Source organism: Limosilactobacillus sp. (assembly GCF_022651205.1).
In the GTDB taxonomy this organism is placed as follows: Bacteria; Bacillota; Bacilli; order Lactobacillales; family Lactobacillaceae; genus Limosilactobacillus.
Genome location: NZ_JALCQI010000014.1, coordinates 1 through 23,220 on the forward strand (window position 1 = coordinate 1; position 23,220 = coordinate 23,220).

Genomic DNA, 23,220 nt, shown 5'->3' on the forward strand with positions numbered 1-23,220 from the left:
TCAGTATTATCGGAAGCAGATGCTTGGTTCAAATTAGCTGAAACTGCAAATGATAACACAGCAACCGCTGCAGTAACCCAAAGCTTTCCTGATTTATAAAGCTTAAAATGTTTTTTCATAATTACCTTCCCAAATAAAAATAATTTAACACTAGTAATATATCACTATTTTTTATTTCTTCCTACACGTTAATCATAAAAAAATTACAATTTGTTAACAGATCTTAATATTATTGAAATTAAACAATTAGTATTAGGAATTATAATAGTTATCGTTATATAAATTTTTTAGGAGGATTATAGTGACTCAGAAGAACCATATCTATCTTGCTTCAACATTAACATTATTATCTTTATCAACCTCGTTATATTTAAATTCTAAAAACGTTCAAGCTGATACTAATCAGGTACAGACCGAACAAGTAAATTCAAATGACAATTTAAGTGCTAATTCCGCTTCAACACAAAGTCAAAGCGCCCCTTCAGCAAGTACTTTTGCTACTAGTTCTAATAATGTAGCTAGTGAAAGCACTGCTGAATCAACGCAATCATTAAGTATTAACAGTCAAAATTCGGCTGCTCCTGCAACTGCATATACGACCGTAAAGGCAGCTGCACAAACTGCTTATGATGGCACACCAGTAATCAATATTGGTGACGCTAACTACCCTCGAGTAGATGCTGTTGATATTAGTGGTTATCAAGCTAGTATGACTCCTAATAATTTTGTTACCTTAAAAAATCTCGGAGTTAAAACAGCAATTGTTAAGGTTACTGAAGGAACCTACTATATTAATCGATATGCTGGTCAACAAATTAATTATGCTAAAAATGCTGGCTTAAATGTTCAAGTGTATCACTATGCCAAATTTGGCAGCCAGGGTGCTGCTATCAATGAGGCTAACTATTTAGCAAATGAAATGGAAGCCTTAGGACTAGATAAAAACACCTTAATTTATGCTGACATGGAAGATACAACTACCAAATATTACGGAGTTGCTAATCATTTAAATGCTTTCTGGAATCAATTAAATAATCGTGGCTTTACTAACCACGCAGTCTATGCCTCAACTTCTTATGATCAAACTTATAATGTTAGTTCAACAGTCGGGAAAAACCGTACTTGGATTGCCCAATACCTTTATTCACCATCTTCAGCTAACCTAAGGAACCAGAACTATGGAGCATGGCAGTTTAACGCCCATGGGCGCATCCCTGGATATAATGGTGACTTAGATATTTCGATCGATTATCAAGGGTTAGTAGCTAACTCAGGTGAATGGTCTAACAATAATGGAAAATGGTCATATTCAATTAATGGCAATAATGTTACTGGCTGGCAACGAATAAATAATAACTGGTACTACTTCAATCAAGATGGCACCGCGCAAACTGGCTGGTATCAATCAGGTGCTGGCAACTGGTATTACTTTGACTATACTAATGCCTGGGCTTTGACTGGTTGGCAATATATTAATAATAATTGGTATTACTTTGATTACAGTAATGCATGGGCTGACAAGGGCTGGCAGAACATCAATAATAATTGGTATTACTTCGATCTAACAAATGCTTGGGCGCTGCGTGGTTGGCAAACAATTAACGGTAATCGTTATTACTTTGACCCTAGTAACGTTTGGGCACTCAAAGGATTTCAATATTTAGACAATGCTTGGTATTATTTTGATGATAGTAATGCCTGGTTGAGTCATGGTTGGCGCTACAATGGTGGACAATGGTATTACTTAAGTCCAAGTACTGGTCAATTAGAAAGTGGTCTTCAAACAATTAACGGCAAAGTTTACTATCTTCAGCCAAACCACAATGGCTACTTTGGTGCAATGCAGACTGGCTGGTTTAACTTGAACAGTCACTGGTACTTCTTTAATAATGGTGGTGATGCTGCTACCGGATGGTTTAAATCTCCAGCTGGCTGGTGGTACTACTTTGATGATAATGGTCAAGCACGTACTGGTTGGCAAACCATCAATGGACATCAATATTACTTTGATCCTACCAATGCTTCTAATTATAGAGGTTGGTACCGTCATAATAATAGTTGGTACTACTTTGACACTGCTAATGCCTGGGCAGTTACTGGATGGTTTAAATCACCAGGTGGCTGGTGGTACTATTTTGACAATGATGGTCGTGCACGAACTGGCTGGCAAACCATTAATAATCACAAATATTACTTTGATCTAACTAATGCAAGTGCTTATACAAACTGGCAAAAATTAGATGGTAAATGGTACTACTTCGATCCAAATAACGCTTGGACCCTAACAGGTTGGCAAAATATTAATGGACATCGGTATTACTTTGATAACGATGGGCATGCTGTAACTGGCTACCAATATATTGATGGTAAACTTTATCATTTTGATCAGGATAATGCATGGCTATTAGAAAATTAATTCATTAAATATAAAAAGCTTAGAATTTGATTTTACTCGAATTCTAAGCTTTTTCTTACGAATGCTTGTATAAGAATTAATTATTTTTACATAAGACAAAAAACTGATAGTTAGCATTTTTTGCTAACTATCAGTTTTACTATTTCATCAAATTAATTATAATCCCTCACGGATAATTTTCTGAGGATCCAGCCAAGTCCCGTTATTAATAAATGAACTTGCTAAAGCACGGTTAAAGTTGTGATCTCGGGTAATACCAATGTGGACATGTGAGGTATCACGAATACCAATAACGTCCCCAGTACTAATTTGTTGTCCTTCATGAACGAGAATATTATTTTTGCTGGAGAAGGCTTCTTGATAAACAACCAAATATTCACCAGTATCAACTACGGCATACCAACTTAATCCGGAACCATATCCGACAATCTTAACAGTACCACCGTGAATAGCATGTACTTCTCTACCTGGGTGATCAATTGAACCAAAGTCTAAGCCATCATGGAAGCCATTTAATCGGAATTCACCACCGGCATGAACACCAAATAATTGTCCACCACCAAAATAACCTTCACCATCTTGAGGGAATGGCCAGTCCCAACCATCAGCCCAAGAACCATCAGAATTGAAAGTATAAGTCTTGCCATTAATCGCTTGAGTACCAGTTAACATCCAAGCATTAGTTGGATCCATGTAATACCATTTGCCATTAATCTTTTGCCAGCCGGTATCCGCCCAGGCGTTATCCCAATTAAAATGGTACCAATGATTATTGATGTACTGCCAATCTCGTAAACCACTAGCATTATTCCAATCAAAATAATACCAACGACCATCTATACTTTGCCAACCACGTAAACCACTAGCACTATTTTGGTCAAAGTAGTACCAGAAGCCTGCTGCTGACTTATACCAACCGGTATGGGCCCAAGCATTTTCTGGATCTAAATAGTACCAAAAACCCGCTGGTGTTTTAAACCAACCGGTATCTGCAGAAGAATTAGCTTCATCAAAATGGTACCATTTGTTATTAATTCTCTGCCAACCCTTTGCACCACTGGCACTATTTTGATCGAAGTAATACCAAAAACCTGCTGCCGACTTGTACCAGCCAGTATGAGCCCAAGCATTTTCTGGATCTAAATAGTACCAAAAACTTGCAGCACTTTGGTACCAACCAGTATCAGCCGATGCATTAACCTCATCAAAGTGATACCACTTATTGTTGATATTTTGCCAGCCGGTCCGTGATTGACCATCATTATTAAAGTAATACCACCAACCAGCTGGTGATTCAAACCAACCTGTTTGTGCGGTTCCATCTTCTTTAATATAATGCCAATTATCATTTACTTTTTGCCAACCAGTGTTTTTCGCATCTGATTGAGCAACAATATCACTAGCCTGACTATTTAAATCAGTTGCATTAATATTATCAGAGCTTTGAGAACTAACATTTACTTGATTAGTTGTGCTATTTACAGCAATCTTACTTTGAGCAAATGAGGTTTCAGCATTGATATTTCGATTTTGTTGGGTTGTAGCAGCTTGAGCACTTGCTACTGATGCACTAGCAGAATTACTATTTTCATTATTAGCAATAGTCAAAGTTGTACTTTGAGAAGCATTACTTCCTGCTGTGGTTTGAGTTTGCGTAGTTTGGATCTGATTAGTAGTCGTATCAGCATGAACATGCTTTACTTGTGTTCCAGCAATAAAACCGATCGAAACAATCGCTGCTGTAATCCATTGCTTTCCTGACTTGTAAAGTTTAAATCTTTTTTTGCGACTATTCAAAACGTTTTAATCCTCCTAAAAGTGGGACGAAATCTATTTTTTAAATTAATTTTTAAACATAACACTTTGTCAAGTATAAAAGATAAAATTTATGCTCGCAACTTCTCAAGAAAATTGTTAGGTTTTTGTCATATATTAATTCTTACCGATAATATTTTTTGCTTGGCTCAAAATTTTAGCATGGAGGATAAACAGGCCAGATAAGTAAATTACTATTCCGACAGCAACTTCCAATGCTAAATTGGCAATCGTCATTTGGATAGTATTACTGATTCGATTGACAATTATAAACATTACTAACCCACTAACTGCATATTTCCAAACTTCCCCAAACATCTTACGTCGGCTAATTGTCTTTCTAATCATTGCTAGCTGAGAAGCAGTAACTAAGAATTCTGAGCCAACTGTTGCCAAAGTTGCCCCGTTAGCTCCCCAAAACGGAATTAGAACCAGATTAAACGCAACATTACTTACAGCGCCAATAGTTACTGAAGTTGTAAATTCCTTAACTCGGTTAACCGGCATCAAATATTGAGTACCAGTAACATTACTCCATGCAATTAAAACAATTACTGGTGATTCAAGGAACATAATTTGACCAGCCATTTGAAAGCCACTCCCTAAGAACCATGGAGCAAATTGTTTTGAAATTGCCATCAACCCAAACATCATTGGAATCGAAATAGATGAAACAAATTCAAATGAAGAATACAAACTATTTCGTACACCCTCAATGTCACCCTTAGCATACTTATTAGCTACATGCGGTAACATTACTGTTCCAGTTGCGGTAACAATTGCTAAAACAAACTTAACAATCTTATCTGATTGTCCAAAATTACCCAAGGCAGCCTGTGAATCCATATGTCCTAACATCAATCGGTTTAACACAAGATAGACCTGTGTGGTGATAGTTGGAATAAACAGTAATAATGATGGATAAAAATGCTTAAATGGATGCCAATCACTAATTTTAACCCAAACAATATTTCCTTTTAAATAGGGCCATAATGTTAAATTACCAATAACTTGAGCCCCACCTAAAATTAGAATATATTTTCCTAAATCAGCCGTCGATTTGATAAAAGTAAAGATTAAAATTACAGAAGCTAATTTAACTAGTGCATTACGAACCACTGTAATCTTAAAATTTTCCAACCCCATAAAATACCAAGAAACATCCAGGCCTGTTGCAATAATCCAGAGACCCTGCATGAGAAAATAATATTTAAAAGTCGTACTGAAAAGAAAAACAGCGGCTAAATATGCAATAAGAGATAACGATACAGTTAATAACTGTAAAGCTTCTACTCCCCAAAAAGTTCGCGAACGTTCATATAAGTCATCACGATGGTAGGCTACTTCTCGGTTACCATAAAGGGTTATTCCCATTTGCCCCATAAGATAAAAGAAGGTTACCCATGCATTAGTGTATTCATTAATACCAACATCATGTGCACCTAAAACACGAGAAATATAAGGAACAGTGATCAATGGAATAATCATGTTCAAAATTTGATATCCCGCATTATACAAATAGTTCTTGATAACTTTCATTGCTAATTACTTAAACTCCTTATTTACGGCAACTAAGGCTGCGTGGAGAACTTGATCCATATTGTAGTAGCGATATTGACCAAGCCGTCCACCAAAGATAACATTATTAGCCTTTTCTGCAGCAAGTTGAGCATACTTCTTGTAAAGTTCATTATTTTGCTGATTATTAACCGGATAGTATGGTTCATCGCCACGATGCCAGTCTGCTGGATATTCTCGAGTAATAATCGTTTTATCTTTGTCGCCCTTACCAAATTCGAAGTGCTTATGTTCGATAATCCGTGTGTATGGTGTTTCAGCATCGGTATAGTTAATCACCGCGTTTCCCTGGTAATTACCAACATTCTTTTCTTCAGTTTCAAAGCGCAAACTTCGATATTGAAGTTCACCAAGTTGATAATCAAAGAATTGATCAATCATTCCAGTGAATACAACCTTAGGATAATTAGCTAAATAATCGTCCTTCTGATCGAAAAAGTCAACTCCAGTTTCAACATCAATTAATTCACTATTAAGCATCTTTTCAACAATTTGAGTATAACCACCAATTGGAATTCCTTGATAGAGATCATTGAAGTAATTATTGTCATACGTCAGACGAACAGGCAACCGCCGAATAATAAATGCTGGTAGTTCGGTAGCTTTTTGCCCCCATTGCTTCTCGGTATAACCTTTAATTAACTTTTCGTAGATGTCCCGACCAATTAATGAAATAGCTTGTTCTTCAAGGTTCTTCGGTTCCTTACCCGCCATTTCTTGACGCTGTTCGTTAATCTTTGCCAGTGCTTCTGCTGGAGTACGAACACCCCACATTTCACTAAAGGTATTCATATTAAATGGCAAGTTATACATCTGCCCCTTATAATTAGCAACCGGACTATTTGTATAACGATTAAATTCAGCAAATTGATTAATGTAATTCCAGATCTCCTTATTAGAAGTGTGGAAAATATGAGCACCATATTGATGGACTTGGATACCGTCAACTTCCTTAGTGTAAATATTTCCCGCAATGTGATCACGCTTTTCAATTACCTTAACCTTTTTGCCACGCTTAGCTGCTTCGTAAGCAAAGGTGGCACCGAATAAACCGGCACCAACTACAAGATAGTCATACTTTGTCATGGAACGCTCATCCTTTCATATGTAACGTTATTTATTGATGAAAATTTTAGATAATGTTAAAATCAGTTTGTTTGCGTTTATTCAACTAGTAATAAACTTCCTGCAAATGCTATAATTATACTATTAAATACTTATCAAGTATAGTTGATTTGAACCTTTCAATATAGGAGAGATACTTATATGAAGAAATTTAGTCGTTTATTTTTGTCTGGAATGTTAGTTACAATCTTAGGATTTGGGTTAGCTGGCTGTGGTTCACAAAAGAATTCTAAGGATACTGCATCATCTTCACATACCAAAACTGAAAAAGTTACTAAGAAAGCTACTAAAAAGACAAGTAAAAACAGTAAGCAAAATTCTACTAAGAAGACAAGCTCAACTAGCAGCAGTGCAAGCGTAACATCATCGTCGCAATCAAGCTCTTCAACTGCTAATAGTAATGTCAATAATAACAGTCAAAAACAATTAGGGCTTAACGATGTTGCTGTTTGGACCGATCAATATGGTGTTACTCACCATGTTGATAGTGACGGAATGGATCGTCAAACAATTGCAGGTAGCTCACAAACAAACTATCAGGATTGGTCAGGAAGCTTACCAAGTAATGCCCAAATTGTTAAACAGAATTAAACAAAACTAAAAATATAGCCAGATAGTAATTACAATTACCATCTGGCTATATTTTTTATTCAGTAATATTTTCTATTTTTTTAACTGCGCTCTTTATAAAGTCACCTTTTCGTAACTTTTTAGCGATCTCAATAGTATTCATCTTCATTTCAGAATATTGATTCTCAGTAATATTTTCTAAAATGTCATCAAGATTTTCGAGGCTGTTTACTGCAATTCCTAAATTATTTCTCAAAATGAAATCAGCAAGAGCGGCTTCTTTCCAAATAATTACTGGCTGTCCACTGCTTAAGTAAAGGGAAACCTTATGCGGATTATTATAGCGCATATAATTACCAAACTTCCCGCTACAAGTATCTAATTGATCGCCATCCCAGACTAGCCCGAAATTCTGAGTAAGTTTCTTCGGTAATTCATCTGGACTCATTTGACCATGATAAGTAACGCCTTTTAAATAGTGTTCGCTTGGATATGAACCAAAGATTTCTAATTTTCCAGCTTGTAAACTTATTTTATCAAGAAACTTGGACTTTGCTAAGTTCCCAGCAAAGCATATTGTTCTATCATATTCTGAATTTTGGTTTATTTTTTGAGGATTGTTGTAATCAAAAATTCCTAATTCTACCATTGGAACAGTAACACCATTTTCCTGTAGCCATCGTTTCATTTTATGATTATGAACTATCAAGCCATCAGTAGCGTTAAAAAGTGCTCGTTCACCATCCCAATAGTTTTGGTCATTTTGAAAAAGGCGAAGCGATTCAACATCATGAATAATGAAGAACAGCTTCTTACTTTTTGAACGCATTTTATTTATAAGTCTTTTCATCACATAGCTAGAATAAGTTGGATACTGGAAAAATAGCTCATCAAACTTTTCTACATTGTTAAATAGACGCGGAATTACCCAATATGCTGTTTTAATTTTATCTAACTTAGATTTGTTGTTTAATTGCTGATGAATTACTTCAAAGCCAGATTGTGATAAATAATAATCCACATCTCTTTTTGCCTTTGGTCCTGCATCATTGCCCTTTCCATAGTCAGCAACCGTAAAAACTACTTTTTTCATTTTTCTACTCTTTATGTCCAAAATTCTTAACTGTAAAAACAACAAATTCAATAATTAATCCCAGCAATGCGCCTAAAGCAAAACCAACAACTACATACTTTTTCGTGCTAGGAGTTGTTTTACTATCGGTATTATTAACGGTTGCTTTTTGCAAAAGGGTTACCTTTCCCGAGCCCGGTTGTAGCTGTGGTAATTCTTCCTTCATTGCCTTTGCAGTTGCGTTAACAATCTTTACAGATGCTTCCCTAGACGATGTTTTTGCCTTTAACTCCATCACTAACGATTGTTGTGAAATTTTAGCATCAATGGCACTCTTAATATCATCTGTTGAGTATTTTTTCTTCATTGACTTAGATAAATGCTTTCGTGCTTTTTGAGCAATGGTTCCATTTTCAGCAATATCCTTATAGGTTGGCATCATATTATTATCTTCACCAACAATTGAAATATTAGCACCACTTGACATTGTCCGCATTTCTTGAGGAATATTGTGAGAAATTACAATTTGGCGACTAGCGGTATAGGTAGTTGATTTTTTCTTTTTAGCATCTACTCCCATTACTAAAGCACCGAGGATAGCAAAAATAAGAACAACTAAAACTGGTTTCCCGTATTTTTTCATTAAATTATTTAAAGTTACGTTTTTCATTTTTCTCCTCCGATATCAATTTGTTTGAAAAATAACATTGCGCAAAAATAGCAATTAAAAACGGATCGTAGCCGAAATCTAGCAGACGTTGTTCCACAATTGCACTAATCGTTACAATAACCATAATGCTTGCTAAAGCAAATTCACTTTGTTTAATTGATTGCCAGGAAACAATAGTCATAGTAATAATAACCACTAAAGCTATCACTACTCCATAGATAACGAATAAACGAATAAATGCTGAGTCAATATAAAAATAGTTTGCTCCCTCAGCAGCTGCATTTTTTATCCCACCAACAGCACCAAGGCCATTTTCATGAATATGCTGACCAAAAAGACTAAAGCCATATTTTTTTATAGCTTCGTGACTATAAAATAGCCGACCAGACAATAAACTATTCATTTGTTCAAATAACTTGTGTCCAGGTGCATACAGATACGACAGGAAAACTGTAACATAAGCTGCTAAAACTGGTAAAATCCAGTAAAAGATAGCAATTGATCTTGAAACAATATATCCTTTTTGTGCCCGTTGTCCGATCATCATTACTGGAATTACCAAAATCAAAGCATAGGCATTCAAACGTGCATCACAAAACTTAATGAGGAAGATTGCTAATAGTACAAATACTGTATAACTCTTCCACGAAAGTTTATTGAAGTAAAGATAACAATATGCCAATACTAGATAGAGAATATGGGCCGCAAAATCAGTTGGGTAAATAATCCCAAATGCCCGTCTTAATGTGTGAATTCCCCGATGGAAAATCAGATTCTTTGTTAAACCGATTAGAGAAGTAAAAAAGACAAACGAGAGAAGGATCGTTCCTAACACTAAATATAAGTAAATGATTTTCTTAAAATCTACATTTCTAGCACCTAAAACAAAAATCCCCATTGGAAAGAGGATAAACTCACCTGATGTCCGCCAAGTAATGAATAGAATAGCAAGGACTAAAAGATTAACCGTTATTTTTCTTATTGTATTTGAATCAAAAAAGATAATCTTAAACAAAACGATCGCTAATGGAATAAAAGCAATTTGATGTAGAAGGTTACCAGGAAAATAAAAAGTATAGGTTGAGGTTTGAAGAAAAGCAATCACAAAGTAAAAGGCAAACGCTATTTCATAAAGGATTTGTCCATCTAACTCAAGGTTAATTAACCGTTGATATTTGGATGATAGATATTGCACCCTACTTCCCTCCTACTTTTTCTCTTTTACAATATAGATTGGTCGTTGTTTAGTTTGCATATAAATCTTACCAATATATTTGCCAACAATTCCAATACACATCAACTGAAGTCCACCAAGTAAAAGCATAATACAAACCATCGATGCCCAACCAAAGGCACTACTGCTTGGTTCAATAATTCTCCGAACAATTACAAAAATCAATCCTAAAATTGATAAGAATGCTGACATCCCACCAATCCAGGTGGCAATTGACAGTGGTGCTTCGGAAAAGTCAGTTATGCCATCCATAGCATACTTAAACAGCTTCCAAGTGGACCAATCAGTTGTTCCAGCAACCCGTTGGACATTTTTATATGGTAGGTATTTGGTCTTAAAACCAACCCAATTAAAGATCCCTTTTGAGAAACGGTTATATTCTTTTAAAGATAAGACGGCATTAACCATTTGGCGAGTCATCATTCGATAATCACGAGCACCATTAACAATCTTTGTATCAGAGATCTTGTTAATAACGTCGTAGAATTTATCACTAAGGAATGATTTAACCTTCGCTTCACCAGTACGATCAGTTCGTCGCATCCCAACACAATCATATTCTCCCGTAGAGATATACTTATACATTATTGGTAAATATTCAGGAGGATCTTGTAAATCAACATCCATTACAACAACATAATCTCCTGTCGTCGCTTCAAGTCCAGCATATAGCCCAGCTTCCTTACCAAAATTTCTAGAAAAGGATACATAATGAACTTTATCAGGATTTTGTTGATGCAACTTTCGTAATTCATCCAGGGTCTTATCAGCCGAACCATCATTAACAAACCAATATTCAACCTCGACTGGCATCTTATTAATAACTTTTTCAACAGCAGGATAAAATAATGGAATTGATTCTTGCTCATTGTAACAAGGAACAACAATGGATAACTTAGGCAATTAAATCTGCCTCCTCTTTACGCATGTCCCGTAATCTTCCGCAGAACAAACTTACCGCCCTTCTTGAACCAGTTAGTATGCTCCATGAAGACGTACTTTACTTCAACCGTCGAGTATTCTGGGTGAACCTCAAGCCATACATCTAATAGTAGCTCGCTCAAGAATCCATAAACCCGTTGTTCGTAGGTTGAATAATTTGAAATGTCAATCCGACTTTCCACTTCGCCAAGAACATCAAACATCCATGTACAATACTCATCTAGCGGTTTACGTTTCATAATGAACATATTAAACATGTGGGCCCATGTCCGCTTCATGACTTTTTCAAAAGCAGCTGCGTATTCAGGATAATTTTGGTGGATCACCTGACGCATTACCTCAAATGGTTCATGCTCATGAGCGTGAAGGTAGTGAGACTCATTTGTCTCGATATAGTAACGTCGTTTAGGCGGTAAGATAATATCATGATCCTTAAGTAAGTCAGCTACTTGTTCACTTGATAATACCTCATCCAGTGATTTTTGGTGGTTGAGACTTAGGTAACGACGATAGTGAACTAACCCCATTGCATCAACGTCTAAGTTCTTCCATCCCCAGTAAATCGCTGTTAATTCATTATAGTAAGGGTTCTTCGCTGAAATATTGTCCCCCGTATTATCACCCTGGAAAGTATGGTTAACATCAGGATGAATCTCTTTACCAACAAAGACCGGCAAATACAATGGGTCTTTGGGCATTGCATAATTCTTATGAGCAGCAACTAATACTTTTGTCTTCACAGTCGTTCTCCTTAATAAGCAGCGTTAGGCTTAATCATCACCTTAACAGTTTCAAACATAATCTTAAGATCAAGCCACACTGAACGTTCATTAATGTAGGTCAAATCAAGTTCAACCATTTGATCAAAGCTTAAGGCGTTTCGTCCACCAACCTGCCACATCCCAGTAGCACCAGGCTTAACCATTAAGCGTTGGCGATCATAATCGGTATACTCTTTAACTTCGTAAGGTAACGGTGGTCGAGGGCCAACAATACTCATCGAACCCCCAACAACGTTCAATAATTGAGGCAGTTCATCCAAACTATACTTCCGAATAAACTTACCAACCTTGGTGATCCGAGGGTCCTCCTTCATTTTGAACATTGCGCCTTCAACCTCATTCTGATCACGGAGCTTTTCTAACAGCTCATCTGCGTTAGTAACCATTGATCGGAACTTAAACATTTTGAAGGGCTTGCCATCTTTTCCGACCCGGGTCTGGGTATAAAAAACTGGTCCCGCAGGATCATTAACTTTAATTGCAATCGCGATGATTAAAAAAACTGGACTAAGAATCACTACCGCAACTGAAGACGCGACTACATCAAAAAGGCGCTTGATAAACCGGTAGCCATACTGATGTTGCAGTTTTTTCTCATCAATATGAATTTTCTTTTGTGTCATTATACTTCTCTTTTAAGTTTTATTTTTGTACTTTTCTACGTATCTTACACATTTTACCAGCATTTTACTCGTCTGAAAAGCTTTCCTCTGAATCCTGACGATCTAACCAAGCTTGCGTAGCATCTAAATCGAAGCCTTTCCGGTACATTGCTTGCTTAAACTTCATTTCTCGCTCATAACCTTGGTAGCGACGATAACGGTGCCAGATCTTCTCTGCCTGGTGGTTCAGCAGCTCTTCTTGCTGGTCAAAATCTTCTTCTGGTTCAACCTGATCCTTAACTTGATCATAAATCGTGCTAGCATATCCTTTTGTCATTAATCCCTGACGAACTTTTTGTTCTTGACGACGAATGGGTTGGGAACGATAGCGACGAAAAAGTTTTTTTGCTAATTTTGTGGCGTTTTCTAATTGACGTTCGAGAGTAAATTGAGCTAATGCATCATCAATATCATTTTCACCGATCTTCTTTAACCGGAGCTTCTGCCGAATATTTCCCGGCCCTTTAAGATCGGTATTCATCTCGGTGCGAACGTAGCTAGCGGCATATTCATGATCATCGAGAAGCTTTTGCGCACGGAGTTTTTGCAAAACTGGCTCAATAAATTCTTCTGGCGTTTCAAGATCGTGAAGCTTTTGAATTACGTCACTTTCCGTCCGCAACTGGTGAGATAAGTAGTCAAGCATTCGCAAATAAGCACGAGCAATTTGATCAGCGGTCGTAATTTGTGCTTCAAGTTCCTGATCAATCTCCATCCCCTTCATCAACCGGAATTGAATCAACACACTCTCTGCTACCGGGAAAGCATACTTACCATCTAAGTAAACGTTGTACCTACCCTGTCTCTTTTGCGCTTCAATTTTAGTGATTTTTGCCATTTTAAAATTCCTTCTTTACAAATCCGCTTCTCATTCGTTGTTAATAGGTGTAAGCAGTGGCCACTACTTATCAACCAAATTAAACCAAAGGAGAATTCATCATGAGCATGTCTCGAAAGTTCAAAGCAGCCAAAATTCAATTAACGTTAGTCGGAGAAAAGCATCCTAAGGGAGTGAATCATATCCTGAATAACGTTACTGAAAATGTCAGCGAAGATCAGTTCAACTTACTCATCTCTGCCATGGAAACCCTAACCACAGAACACGTTGCTGGTGCTGACGTGATCAGTACCCAATCACTTTCCCGTAACTAAAACTAGAAAGGAAGAATTAATCTATGAAAACTCTTAATTTAACCTTCAAAGGTAGTCTTGCCAAAAAGCACGTCCTGAAGTTGAGCTATGCTAACGACCAATTAGATGCCGAAACGGTCCGTCAGGCAATGATTAACTTAGCTAATACCCACCTATTCTTCAAGGACGGTGAAGAGTTGTACGTTACTCCAATTGCCGCGAAGTACGTTGATACAATTCCAACAGTCCTTTTCAATGACGAAAAGAAGGCTCCCGTAGCTGAATAGCAATATTCCATTTTAATAATCCTTACCTTAATAGCGAGGCTGGTTAATTCCAGTCTCGCTATTTTTTCACGATCTGCCTTTTAGCATCATCATGTTCAGTTTTAATTAACTGCCAGAAGTGCTCTTTTTCTTCGAGTTTCCCGTCGTGAGCCTCTTGAAGGGCTGCGTTAATTGCCGCTCCCATCATGATTAAGTAGCCAGAAAAGTCCAGCCAAACCATCATCGCAATAAAGGCTCCAATGGTCTTATAACCAATCACACCATGGCTGAAAAGAACGGTGTATAACCCGAACAGCTTAGAGAGCCATAGCCAGAAGATTGAGACAAGAAAGGCCCCAATTGCTGCAAAACGAAGGCCAACCTTAGCATTGGGAACAAAGTAATACAGCATTGTCAAAGCAATAAAGATAACTGCAAAGGTAATCGGCCACTTCAAGCTACTGAACAGGAAGATGTACCGGCGATTGAAGTGCAGGAATGGTTGAAGCCATTTCAGGAATTGTTCACCAACACCATACAAAAAGACAATTACAAAGATAATGATAACAACGACAATCATCCAGATGAATGAAATCACCCGATTACTAATTGGATTTTGATTTTCGGCAATCCCGTAAGCATGGTTGACGCTTCGCTGAAAAGCAGCGATTCCCTGACTAGTCGACCAGAGAGCAATCAAGGCCCCGGTGGTCAGGACGCCCCCGCTCCCCCGCTGTAAGAAGTCCAAAACCAATGGCCGGATAAAGCTGTAAACCGTTGCTGGGACTAACGTTTGCAAGTAAGTAAGAACCGTATTGGCATCTAGCCCAATCATCGGTAACAAGTTCCCAATCACCAGCAGTGCCGGAAAGATTGAAAGTAACGTATAGTACGCGAGTGTCGCTGCAGAACTAGATAGTTGGGCCAGAGTAAAATGCTTGACCAGCATTGCAACTAAGTTCTTCAATTTTGCTTTATTTAGCTTCCCGATCATTGCCCAACTCCTCATAAGTAATACTCGTTCATTATACATTATTTTGAATTGCGTGCGAACTGTGAGAAAAGCCGCCCCCCCCACTTATTAGCTATCTAATATTTCATTATGAATCATCAACGCACGGGCCCAATCTTGCGGACTGGCGATTTCTCCAGCAAATTCTGCCCGGCGTTTTCGAATACTAAACGTAAAAATTTGAAGCGAGTTAATATAGCCTTCGATTTCCTTTGTATGCAACGGTATAAAGAATTCTCTCAATCGATTATTCTTGGCATGGGTAATTGGCATGACCATTACTAGCCCGGTGAGCTTACTGTAATTAGCAGAACTCATCACAATTGCCGGGTGTCTTCCCTTAATTTCTTCACCGAGGGAAGGTTCAAAATCAATCCAAATCAGATCCTGTTTTTGGGGAAGATACTTGTTAATGTAATAATTCGTCATCCCTTACCTCACCATCAATAAAGCCAGTATCATCACCATCATAAAGATGCTTTGCAATAAATTCACTGTTCTTAAAGGGATTATTCCGTTTAGGCATATACACTATCGCCCCATTTCGATCTTGGTATACCTCATATTCCTTGTACCGTTTCTTAATGGATTTAGGAACGGTAAGAACATCCGATGTCCCCACCCGTCTGATCTTAACTGTCATTTTAACGCCCTCCGTTAATATATATTTGATATACATTATATCTCGCCTCTCAATGTCTTAGAAGAAATATTGCTCTCCTCCCACTTATTTAAAACGAAAGAAATCAGAAAAGTTATGAAATTAATCGAACTTTTCTGATTTCTTACTACAAGATAAATGAAAAATATTAATATTATCAGTGCAATTTAAAGATTATCGGTGCAAAATCGACTGATTTTGCACCGATAACTTGTTTATTGCACCGATTTAATTTTTAATACTCCGAGATAACGACTCAAAAAACGTGCTTGCCAAGAACTTGCTAGAGCCAGTATTACTACTGCAACATAGTTAAAACGTGTTCGACCTAACCTTCTTCGAGCTAACGACCTCCACTTCCGACGACAAGACGTCGTTCAGTGGAGAAATCGTTAGCCACCAGAAGGTTTTAACGGTCTCACACTCTCCTACTTAATAACATTCTTAACATGGTGCTTCTTAGCAGAGATTTGGTAGAAGATCAATGCTACTGCAGCGAAGAAGACAGGACCAGCGATTGTCCAGAAAGCAGTCTCCCAATCCTTATCTAACATTGGTTGGATAAAGGTAAAGAGAATTCCGACAATCAAAATAATTTCAACGAAACAAACAATCGTATTAGTCAATGCCTTGTTCTTGAAGACAACAAATGGCCGTTCAATATCTGTCCGCTTCTTAAAGAATGGGAATGCACCAACTAAGAAAAGGTATGGGAAACAGGTAGAAACGTTGGCCATATCGGTTAAGATGGTGTAGAACCGTTGAGCGGCAGAACCACCAAAGGCAACCAAGAAGATAATAATGGAAACAACTGTAACCTGAAGCCACATTGCATTTGCAGGCATTCCCGCCTTATTAAGCTTAGTCAGCTTCTTTGGCCATAAATCAGGGTTAGAACCAAGGATAAAGGCCTTAATTGGTGAATACATCAGAACAAAGAGGGCCCCTAAGAATCCTAGTGCCTGTGAGAAGGCAACAATCCGTGTCATGGCAGCACCCCATTCGAGAGCAACTGCGTGAGAGAAACCTAAGGCAGTTCCTAATTTGACCCCTAAGATGTTAAAGAGGACATAGGTAGCATTCCCCAAGTTAGTTGTCGACACCGCAAAGTCATGCTTGTAATTAGCAAACCAACCAGCCATCAAAATCATGATGACATAAGCACCGATTGTAAAAATAGAGGCAATGATTAAGCCACGTGGGAAAGTCTTTTCAGGGTTCTTCATTGAATCAGTAACGGATCCAAGTGATTCCATACCACCATAAGCGAAGATTGCATAAACAACGAAAGAAATAATTGCAATTGGCGTCTGGAATTGTGGATTAGGTGACAGAATCAAGCTCTGAGCACCATCAAAATGTTGAGCCAAAACACCCTTGTTAATAATCAAAACAATAATAGCTGCAATCACATAAATGATATTAACAACAACGGTGAAGATCCCACCAAGTGAACCAACTTTGGCAATCGCAGTCATTCCCCGAGAACTAAAGTAGGTACAAGCAATCATTAAGATAATCCCAAGGACACCAATAACTTCAGTTGAGGTCATTCCCCAGAAGTGCCACTGCTGAGTGGTATCCTTACCAAAAATCAATGCGGAAAAAGTAATCCAAATCCGGGAAGCGGTGGAAACCATCCAAACAATCCAGGAAGCTAACCAAACGAAAGTCCCAATAAAAGCCATTCGTTCACCAATTGAACCGGCAAGCCAGGAGTAAATTCCTCCTTTAGCGTCCTTAAATGCAGAACCATATTCTGCCATCATTAAGCCACACGGGAAGAAGAAACAAATCCCTGCAAGCGCATACCAGATAATACTGCCATAGCCCATTTGCAAGTAGGCGTTTGATACGTTACCAAAACCAAAGATCGCAGTAATGATCATCGTCACTAGGCCAAAGGTAGTAATCATTTTTTTATTACTACTTTGCTCATCCACAATAAAAAACCTCCATAATATAATGCAAAGATTCTTAAATAAAAATAAGAAATTATTTAATATTTTAAGTATAGTCCTCTTTATCAAAAATAAAAGTATTTTTCAAAAAATCTTATTGTTTTCTAATTTTATTTATGCATATTTACTGACTTATTCACGCATAAAATACATTATAAATAGTTATTTTCATTATTTTGTGTATATTTATGAATATAATCATTGGCGATTATGAACGCTTTATTTGAATAAATCTTAGTAAAGTTCTTCCCTCAGCTTCTCATAAATCATAAAATGGCAGATCACTAATTTTTATTTAGTAGATCTGCCATTTTATTTATGCATTATTGTGTTTTATTTATTTAATTTTAGTAGTTGCTTTATTTTCTTATGAGTAATGGACTGCAATAGAGTCGAGAGCGGCTCCCTCGGAACCCACTAGAGCTAACGAGTTCTTTTAGTTATTGGCAACATAGTCAAGAACTGCTCTCCCTAACCTTCCTCGAGCTAATTCCCTACTGCAACTGAGTCGAAATGTGTTCCCTCGGAACTCGCTAGAGCTAACGACCTCCGAGAAGTGGTGCAAAACCACCACTCCCCGGAGAAATCGTTAGCTTTCCGCGAGTTCTTTGCGAGGTCACACTCTACACTCTATTCAAAATGACTAGCCACGTCTTTAGCAATTTCACTGTAATGCTTCAAGTACTTGGCGTAGTTGTCGTCATAGATGTACTTGGCATCGGCTTCGGGGTTTTGGGAAGTTAAGATCTTTGGCCCCTTATCGGTAACGACAAGCGTGTGTTCATATTGGCAAGACCAACCACCATCAGCAGTTTTAGCAAGCCAGCCACTTGGATCACTAGTATCAGCTTCCCAGGTTCCGGTATTAATCATTGGTTCAACGGTAATTGTCATCCCGTTCTTTAAGCGGAGACCTTGGCCGTGTTCGCCATAGTGAGGAACCATTGGATCTTCATGCATTGTTGGTTGAATCCCATGACCAACAAATTCACGAACATCACCATAACCATTTTCATCCTCAGTGTAATGCTGGATAACGGCACCAATATCACCAATCCGGTTGCCAGCAACACATTGATCAATTCCCATGAATAATGACTTCTTGGTAACATCCATCAACTTTTGAATTTCAGGCTTAACATTACCAATCCCATAACTCCAGCAGGAATCACTAAAGAAGCCATCAACACTAACAACGGTATCAATCTTAGCTAAATCGCCATCTTTAAAGATGAGTTTCTTCCGTGGGAAACCGTGACAAATTTCGTCATTAACACTGACACAGGTTGCGTATTTGTACCCTTCGAAGCCAATTTGTTCAGCCTTAGCGCCGGCAGCCTTAAAGTACTTCCGGGCAAAGTCTTCAACTTCCCAACTTGAAATTCCTGGCTTAATAAATTGCCGGATTCCAATGTGCATACTTGCAAGGGCAGCACCGGCCTTTTCCATCTCTTCAATTTCGCGTGGTGATTTTAATGTAATCATTAAATTGTCCCCTTCATTATTTTATACGTAAACTAGTATAACACTTGTCACCAAAGAAGTAGCAAAGCATGCTATACTATGAAACGTAATTTATTTTAAACGGGGGAATAAAAATGGCTAAAGCACTTGTTGTTTACGCAACCATCACCGGTAATAACGAAGACGTTGCCGATATCATTACTGAATCATTTGAGGATCAAGGTGTGGAAGTCGACGAGACGGAAATTACAATGGCTGATGTGGAAGACTTTAAGGATGTCGATATTTGTGTTGTTTGTCCTTATACCTATGATGAAGGTGCTCTTCCAGATGAGGGATTAGATTTCTATGATGACCTTCAAGAAGCCGATTTAACGGGAAAAGTTTACGGAGTTGCCGGTTCAGGCGATACTTTCTACGCTGACGATTATTGTAAAGCAGTCGACCTCTTTGGCGAAGCGTTTGAAAAAGCCCATGCGACTAAGGGTGCTGACAATGTTCACATCAACTTATCACCAGATGAAGATGATATTAAAACACTTGATAGCTTTGTCGCAAAATTAATTGAAAAGGCGGCTAAGTAATGATTAAACAACTCTGGAGTAAGTATAAGTCCATTATTGCCTACCTGTTCTGGGGTGTTGTCACTACTGTTGTTAACTTAGCGGTCTTTCAAGTTTTAAGTCCCGGCCTTCACTGGAATGTTGAAGTAGCAACCGTAATTGCATGGTTTGCCTCTGTCCTGGTAGCCTACTTCACCAATAAGGTGTGGGTCTTCGGTTCTCACTACACGACCGTTAGTGACTTCTTAGTTGAAATTCTCCGCTTCTTTTTCTATCGTGGACTGACCTTAGTAATTGATATGGTAATTACCTATGTTGGTATTAAAGTCCTCAAGTTCGATACCCCATTACAACAGTTCATCGTTAAGTTTATTGATAATGTTATCGTGGTTATCGCAAATTATATCTTCTCAAAGTGGTTGATTTTTAAGGATAATCGTGGAATTGAAGATAAGTAAATACTAGCAGGCTGAATCAGTGATTGATGCAGGCTGCTATTTTTTCTTCGCTGCTTTTCATATAAAAACAATTAAATGCCGTCTTATATATTTAGGAGGATTGAAAGCCTCAACTCTAATAAGGATGGTGGCAAATGGATCAACGTGAATTATATTTAAAGCAACTTGAAGAAAAATGGGAGCATTTGACAATTACGAATGACATTATGTTTGGGATGGTGATGGAAAATGAACAAATTTGTTTAGAGCTTATTCAGCGCTCCCTACCAGAACTAAACATTAAAGCAATTTCGCGAATTACTCCTCAAAAACAAATTACCGGTCCAATCAGTGCACGAACAGTCCGGTTTGATGTTTTTGTCCGTGATGAAGAGCAGCGTACTTTTGTGGTTGAAATGCAAGTTGCAGATAAACACAATCTTCCCTTTCGGCTTCGTTATTATCAACAACAAATTGATTTCGATATTTTAAACGTTGGCGACGATTACTCAAAATTAGCGCAGTATCCGACTTACGTAATTATGTTTTGCGATTTTGATTATTTCGGTCGTGGCTGGAGTAAATATCAGTTTGAAAATCGATGCGTTGATGATCCAAAGCTTAAGTTAGGTGATCAACTGCAAATTACGATCTTCAATGCCAAGGCTAGCCAGTTTCATGGTAATATGAAATTAAAGGGATTTCTCAAATTAATGGGAAACCAGATTGACGCAGACGATCAGCTTGTCAAACAAGTACGGGCTGAAATGAAACGGATTCGTGAAGATCCGATAAGGAGGCATGGCTTTATGAAGTATGAACTTGACCTGATGGATGCACGAAGAGAAGGTAAAAAGGAAGGTAAAGAAGAAGGAGCAGTTGAAGCTCTAATCAATTCAGGCTTTAACGACCAACAGATTGCAAATAAATTAACTAATATGTACAGTATGAGCCATGATGAAGCCTTAAAGTTAATTCAGAAAGTTAGATAGTTAAAAGAAAGAGTCGGCGAAGATGTTCACCGACTCTTATTTCTTATTAAGGTAATTTTCAATAATATCAAGGATCCGTTCACTGGCATGGCCATCACCAAACGGGTTTTCTGCCTGATCCATTTTTTTATAGGCTTTATGATCGTTCAAAAGTGTAAAGATAGCCTGTTGGATACTTGTTGGATCAGTACCAACAACTTTAACGGCACCAACATCGACGGCTTCCTGTCGTTCTGTTTTTTCTCGCAGAAGCAAAACCGGTTTATGAATAGCTGGCGCTTCCTCTTGAATCCCACCAGAATCAGTCACAATAAAGTCACACCGTGCAGCAAGATTTAAGAAATCGCCATGATTAAGCGGCTGAATTAAATGAATCCGCTCTTTATTCCCCAGTACTTCATCAGCAAGACTCATTACCTCGCTATTGGGGTAAACCGGATAAATTAAGTCAACATCCTCATTGGTCTCCACAATATCTCTCATTGTATGAAAGACCCGTTTCATTGGCGCACCAATACTTTCAACCCGTTGCATCGTTAAAATAATAATGCGGTGATCATCGGGAATCTGTTCAAGGAGGTCACTCTGAAAATTAGTTGTTAATCGCTCCTTAACGGAATCAATTACCGGGTTACCGGTCACATAAATTTGTTGAGCAGAGTGGTGTTCACTTAACAAATTATCCCGAGCCCGAGTTGTTGGGGCAAAGTAAAGGTCAGCTAAATTATCTGTAATCCGTCGGTGCATTTCGTCTGGAAATGGTAGGTACTTGTCATAAGTACGCAATCCCGCCTCAACGTGTCCTAACGGAAGATGGTTGTAAAAGCTTACTAGACTAGCAGCTAAACTAGTAACTGCATCCCCCACTACTAAAAGCATATCCGGTTGGCCAGCGTTAATAACGTTATCAAGGTTATGGATTAGCTGGCTTAACTGTTCAGCATAATCAGTATTCTTTAGGCCAGAAAGATCTAAGTCAAAATCTGCCGTTAAATTCAAGAACTCCATCGTTTGTTGAAGGAGCGGGCGTCGCTGTTGGGCAGCAATGACAATTGATGGTTTCCAAGTACTTGGATCCCGTTTCATTTGCTCGATAATTGGTGCAAGCTTAATTGCTTCAGCACGCGTCCCAAATAAAAGCATAATTTTGAATGGCTTCTGCACAGTGACAACTCCTTTGCGAAAATACTATTTTAATTGTACAACATTTAATAATATCTGGGAAAATTTACTCCGGATAAACTTTATTTCCCGGGAAATAGTAGATCCAATTTCTCATGGTTAATCATTTTTACTTTCTTGCCACATATATATATTTTCGTAAGAGATACTGAACTCCCACTAGAATGGTTAAAGCCGAAGACGCATATCTCCCCGACATTCCCTGATGAACTAGAATCACGCTAATAATAACGGCTAAAACAAATACTCCGTAAAACAATTTAGCAAAAATTGATAATTTTTCGTCAGGCCGTTTACCACTCCGATAAAATGTGCGTCGGTTGATCCCAAGAAAAAAAGGTGTTACTAGTTCTTCATAAATCATGGCAAGAAGAAAGATTGCTACCATGCCATACCAAGCAATACTGCCTCCTTTTGTTGAATCATCAAGAAAATAACTAAGCCCAAACATTACCCAAATAAAGCCATAAGAGACACTAAACGAATTCATTGCTCTCCCTTGTTCTAAATAGTCCTTCAACTTTTGGTTCTCCCTTAATAGAGAATCAAGTGAAATTTGATAAACATTGCTAATTTTTACAAGCATATTCAAATCAGGATATGTTTTATCATGCTCCCAATTAGACACTGCTTGTCGAGTAACGAAATACTTTCAGCTACCTCCGCTTGTGTCAAATCTAGCTCC

24 protein-coding genes and 2 pseudogenes are annotated in these 23,220 nt (G+C 37.9%); 7 read left to right on the forward strand and 19 right to left on the reverse strand.

Going from position 1 to position 23,220, the window contains the following annotated elements; genetic code table 11:
• Nucleotides 1-119, reverse strand: a 119-nt coding sequence (locus tag LKJ51_RS04230; RefSeq protein ID WP_291980128.1) for a KxYKxGKxW signal peptide domain-containing protein, incomplete at its 3' end; no start/stop codon positions are given.
• Nucleotides 120-301: 182 nt separating this feature from the next.
• Between LKJ51_RS04230 and LKJ51_RS04235 the strand changes: the two genes are divergently transcribed.
• Nucleotides 302-2,416 (forward strand): GH25 family lysozyme, encoded by a 2,115-nt coding sequence (locus LKJ51_RS04235; RefSeq protein ID WP_263316729.1) that lies wholly within the window; start codon nucleotides 302-304, stop codon nucleotides 2,414-2,416.
• Nucleotides 2,417-2,572: 156 nt separating this feature from the next.
• Here LKJ51_RS04235 and LKJ51_RS07175 read toward each other — a convergent pair.
• The 4 genes and pseudogenes from LKJ51_RS07175 to glf all read right to left on the reverse strand — a co-directional run.
• Nucleotides 2,573-3,160 (reverse strand): annotated as a pseudogene (locus LKJ51_RS07175) (peptidoglycan DD-metalloendopeptidase family protein); the annotation flags it as partial.
• Between the two features lie 201 nt (nucleotides 3,161-3,361).
• Nucleotides 3,362-4,213: pseudogene (locus tag LKJ51_RS07180) on the reverse strand (KxYKxGKxW signal peptide domain-containing protein); the annotation flags it as partial.
• 135 nt (nucleotides 4,214-4,348) lie between these two features.
• The gene (locus LKJ51_RS04245; protein ID WP_263316727.1) at nucleotides 4,349-5,770 is read right to left on the reverse strand and encodes a flippase; all 1,422 of its coding nucleotides are present in this window, start codon (nucleotides 5,768-5,770) and stop codon (nucleotides 4,349-4,351) included.
• A 6-nt stretch (nucleotides 5,771-5,776) separates the two neighbouring features.
• The gene (gene glf / locus LKJ51_RS04250; protein ID WP_263316726.1) at nucleotides 5,777-6,895 is read right to left on the reverse strand and encodes a UDP-galactopyranose mutase; all 1,119 of its coding nucleotides are present in this window, start codon (nucleotides 6,893-6,895) and stop codon (nucleotides 5,777-5,779) included.
• Between the two features lie 180 nt (nucleotides 6,896-7,075).
• Between glf and LKJ51_RS04255 the strand changes: the two genes are divergently transcribed.
• Nucleotides 7,076-7,525, forward strand: a complete 450-nt coding sequence (locus LKJ51_RS04255) for a hypothetical protein (RefSeq protein ID WP_191913415.1) — start codon at nucleotides 7,076-7,078, stop codon at nucleotides 7,523-7,525.
• A gap of 55 nt (nucleotides 7,526-7,580) precedes the next feature.
• On the opposite strand, the gene LKJ51_RS04260 is transcribed toward LKJ51_RS04255, so the two are convergent.
• The 7 genes from LKJ51_RS04260 to recX all read right to left on the reverse strand — a co-directional run bounded on the left by LKJ51_RS04260 (nucleotide 7,581) and on the right by recX (nucleotide 13,704).
• On the reverse strand, nucleotides 7,581-8,597 hold the full coding sequence (locus tag LKJ51_RS04260; RefSeq protein ID WP_098045300.1) for a sugar transferase: 1,017 nt from the start codon (nucleotides 8,595-8,597) through the stop codon (nucleotides 7,581-7,583).
• 4 nt (nucleotides 8,598-8,601) lie between these two features.
• The gene (locus tag LKJ51_RS04265; RefSeq protein ID WP_098045301.1) at nucleotides 8,602-9,246 is read right to left on the reverse strand and encodes a YveK family protein; all 645 of its coding nucleotides are present in this window, start codon (nucleotides 9,244-9,246) and stop codon (nucleotides 8,602-8,604) included.
• Nucleotides 9,224-10,441 (reverse strand): hypothetical protein, encoded by a 1,218-nt coding sequence (locus tag LKJ51_RS04270; protein WP_263316725.1) that lies wholly within the window; start codon nucleotides 10,439-10,441, stop codon nucleotides 9,224-9,226. The genes LKJ51_RS04265 and LKJ51_RS04270 overlap by 23 nt, the downstream gene beginning before the upstream one ends.
• A gap of 12 nt (nucleotides 10,442-10,453) precedes the next feature.
• A complete protein-coding gene (locus LKJ51_RS04275; protein ID WP_263316724.1) occupies nucleotides 10,454-11,383 on the reverse strand; it encodes a glycosyltransferase family 2 protein in 930 nt (309 codons plus the stop codon).
• A 17-nt stretch (nucleotides 11,384-11,400) separates the two neighbouring features.
• Nucleotides 11,401-12,162, reverse strand: coding sequence for a DUF4422 domain-containing protein (locus LKJ51_RS04280; RefSeq protein WP_098045303.1), 762 nt, complete (start codon nucleotides 12,160-12,162; stop codon nucleotides 11,401-11,403).
• 11 nt (nucleotides 12,163-12,173) lie between these two features.
• The gene (locus tag LKJ51_RS04285; RefSeq protein WP_102168461.1) at nucleotides 12,174-12,827 is read right to left on the reverse strand and encodes a sugar transferase; all 654 of its coding nucleotides are present in this window, start codon (nucleotides 12,825-12,827) and stop codon (nucleotides 12,174-12,176) included.
• Between the two features lie 64 nt (nucleotides 12,828-12,891).
• Nucleotides 12,892-13,704 (reverse strand): recombination regulator RecX, encoded by an 813-nt coding sequence (gene recX / locus LKJ51_RS04290; RefSeq protein ID WP_291979000.1) that lies wholly within the window; start codon nucleotides 13,702-13,704, stop codon nucleotides 12,892-12,894.
• A gap of 101 nt (nucleotides 13,705-13,805) precedes the next feature.
• Here recX and LKJ51_RS04295 point away from each other — a divergent pair, with 101 nt between their 5' ends.
• A complete protein-coding gene (locus LKJ51_RS04295; RefSeq protein WP_270529818.1) occupies nucleotides 13,806-14,018 on the forward strand; it encodes a hypothetical protein in 213 nt (70 codons plus the stop codon).
• 23 nt (nucleotides 14,019-14,041) lie between these two features.
• Nucleotides 14,042-14,284: a DUF2922 domain-containing protein gene (locus LKJ51_RS04300; RefSeq protein ID WP_191337185.1), complete on the forward strand. Its 243-nt coding sequence runs from the start codon at nucleotides 14,042-14,044 to the stop codon at nucleotides 14,282-14,284.
• 58 nt (nucleotides 14,285-14,342) lie between these two features.
• Here LKJ51_RS04300 and LKJ51_RS04305 read toward each other — a convergent pair whose 3' ends face one another.
• From LKJ51_RS04305 to map, 5 genes are all read right to left on the reverse strand, one after another.
• A complete protein-coding gene (locus LKJ51_RS04305) occupies nucleotides 14,343-15,257 on the reverse strand; it encodes a YihY/virulence factor BrkB family protein (protein ID WP_269028869.1) in 915 nt (304 codons plus the stop codon).
• 87 nt (nucleotides 15,258-15,344) lie between these two features.
• Nucleotides 15,345-15,704, reverse strand: coding sequence for a type II toxin-antitoxin system PemK/MazF family toxin (locus LKJ51_RS04310; RefSeq protein ID WP_291978994.1), 360 nt, complete (start codon nucleotides 15,702-15,704; stop codon nucleotides 15,345-15,347).
• The gene (locus tag LKJ51_RS04315; RefSeq protein WP_050754849.1) at nucleotides 15,685-15,918 is read right to left on the reverse strand and encodes a hypothetical protein; all 234 of its coding nucleotides are present in this window, start codon (nucleotides 15,916-15,918) and stop codon (nucleotides 15,685-15,687) included. The genes LKJ51_RS04310 and LKJ51_RS04315 overlap by 20 nt, the downstream gene beginning before the upstream one ends.
• Before the next feature lie 446 nt (nucleotides 15,919-16,364).
• Nucleotides 16,365-17,879, reverse strand: a complete 1,515-nt coding sequence (gene yjeM, locus LKJ51_RS04320) for a glutamate/gamma-aminobutyrate family transporter YjeM (RefSeq protein ID WP_191913424.1) — start codon at nucleotides 17,877-17,879, stop codon at nucleotides 16,365-16,367.
• A gap of 648 nt (nucleotides 17,880-18,527) precedes the next feature.
• Entirely contained in the window at nucleotides 18,528-19,382 is an 855-nt protein-coding gene (map, locus tag LKJ51_RS04325; protein ID WP_291978988.1) for a type I methionyl aminopeptidase, read from the reverse strand.
• A 113-nt stretch (nucleotides 19,383-19,495) separates the two neighbouring features.
• Here map and LKJ51_RS04330 point away from each other — a divergent pair, with 113 nt between their 5' ends.
• The 3 genes from LKJ51_RS04330 to LKJ51_RS04340 all read left to right on the forward strand — a co-directional run bounded on the left by LKJ51_RS04330 (nucleotide 19,496) and on the right by LKJ51_RS04340 (nucleotide 21,353).
• Complete coding sequence (locus tag LKJ51_RS04330) at nucleotides 19,496-19,945, forward strand: flavodoxin (RefSeq protein WP_003716744.1); 450 nt, start codon at nucleotides 19,496-19,498, stop codon at nucleotides 19,943-19,945.
• Nucleotides 19,945-20,382 (forward strand): GtrA family protein, encoded by a 438-nt coding sequence (locus tag LKJ51_RS04335; RefSeq protein WP_263316718.1) that lies wholly within the window; start codon nucleotides 19,945-19,947, stop codon nucleotides 20,380-20,382. The genes LKJ51_RS04330 and LKJ51_RS04335 overlap by 1 nt, the downstream gene beginning before the upstream one ends.
• Nucleotides 20,383-20,516: 134 nt before the next feature.
• On the forward strand, nucleotides 20,517-21,353 hold the full coding sequence (locus LKJ51_RS04340) for an Rpn family recombination-promoting nuclease/putative transposase (RefSeq protein WP_291978982.1): 837 nt from the start codon (nucleotides 20,517-20,519) through the stop codon (nucleotides 21,351-21,353).
• Between the two features lie 36 nt (nucleotides 21,354-21,389).
• Here LKJ51_RS04340 and wecB read toward each other — a convergent pair whose 3' ends face one another.
• Nucleotides 21,390-22,517, reverse strand: a complete 1,128-nt coding sequence (gene wecB, locus LKJ51_RS04345) for a non-hydrolyzing UDP-N-acetylglucosamine 2-epimerase (protein ID WP_291978980.1) — start codon at nucleotides 22,515-22,517, stop codon at nucleotides 21,390-21,392.
• A 127-nt stretch (nucleotides 22,518-22,644) separates the two neighbouring features.
• A complete protein-coding gene (locus tag LKJ51_RS04350; protein WP_291980127.1) occupies nucleotides 22,645-23,163 on the reverse strand; it encodes an XRE family transcriptional regulator in 519 nt (172 codons plus the stop codon).
• Nucleotides 23,164-23,220: the final 57 nt, after the last annotated feature.